Source organism: Sphaerimonospora mesophila, from assembly GCF_001417795.1.
Classification (GTDB): domain Bacteria; phylum Actinomycetota; class Actinomycetes; order Streptosporangiales; family Streptosporangiaceae; genus Sphaerimonospora; species Sphaerimonospora mesophila.
Genome location: NZ_BCBX01000026.1, coordinates 1 through 568, shown reverse-complemented (window position 1 = coordinate 568; position 568 = coordinate 1). Strand labels below are relative to the sequence as shown.

Annotated in this window: 1 protein-coding gene and 1 pseudogene; both read left to right on the top strand. The window is 64.6% G+C overall.

The features are described from left to right. A pseudogene (locus tag AP234_RS00155) lies at window positions 1-210 on the top strand (hypothetical protein); the annotation flags it as partial. Between the two features lie 9 nt (window positions 211-219). Continuing rightward, on the top strand, window positions 220-568 hold a 349-nt coding region (locus tag AP234_RS00150; RefSeq protein WP_152990143.1), incomplete at its 3' end, for a VWA domain-containing protein.

Genomic DNA, 568 nt, shown 5'->3' with positions numbered 1-568 from the left:
CTCACCTTCGGCGCAGCCGGCGGCGCCGGCGGCGCCGGGGGCGGCGTGCAACTCGCGAGCCGCGTCAACAAGGCCATCAGCACGGCCTTCCCCGGCATCTTCGGGACGGCCGCCACCCGAAACTTCCATGATCTCGCCGCACCACCCGGATCGATCTCCATGGAGATCTACTTCGTGACCAGCGGCTGTGCCCGCACGTCGGAGAGCTGAGGACAACCAATGAGTGAACAGGTACTCCCCTTCTACCTGGTCTGCGACGAGTCGTACTCGATGCAGGGACCGCCGCTCGACGCCATCAACCAGGAGCTTCCCCTGATCTATCAGGAGATAGCGGTCAACCCGGTGGTCGCGGACCGGGCCAGGCTCGGCATCATCGGGTTCAGCAGCACCGCCGAGGTGCTGCTCCCACTCGCCGACCTGAATGACGTGCATTCGATCCCGCAGTTGTCCCCACGCGGCGCGACCAGCTACGGAGCAGCGTTCTCCCTGCTGAAGAGCACGATTGAGCAGGACATCTCAAGTCTCAAGCAGGTTGGCCACACGCCATACCGACCGACGGTGTTCTTCC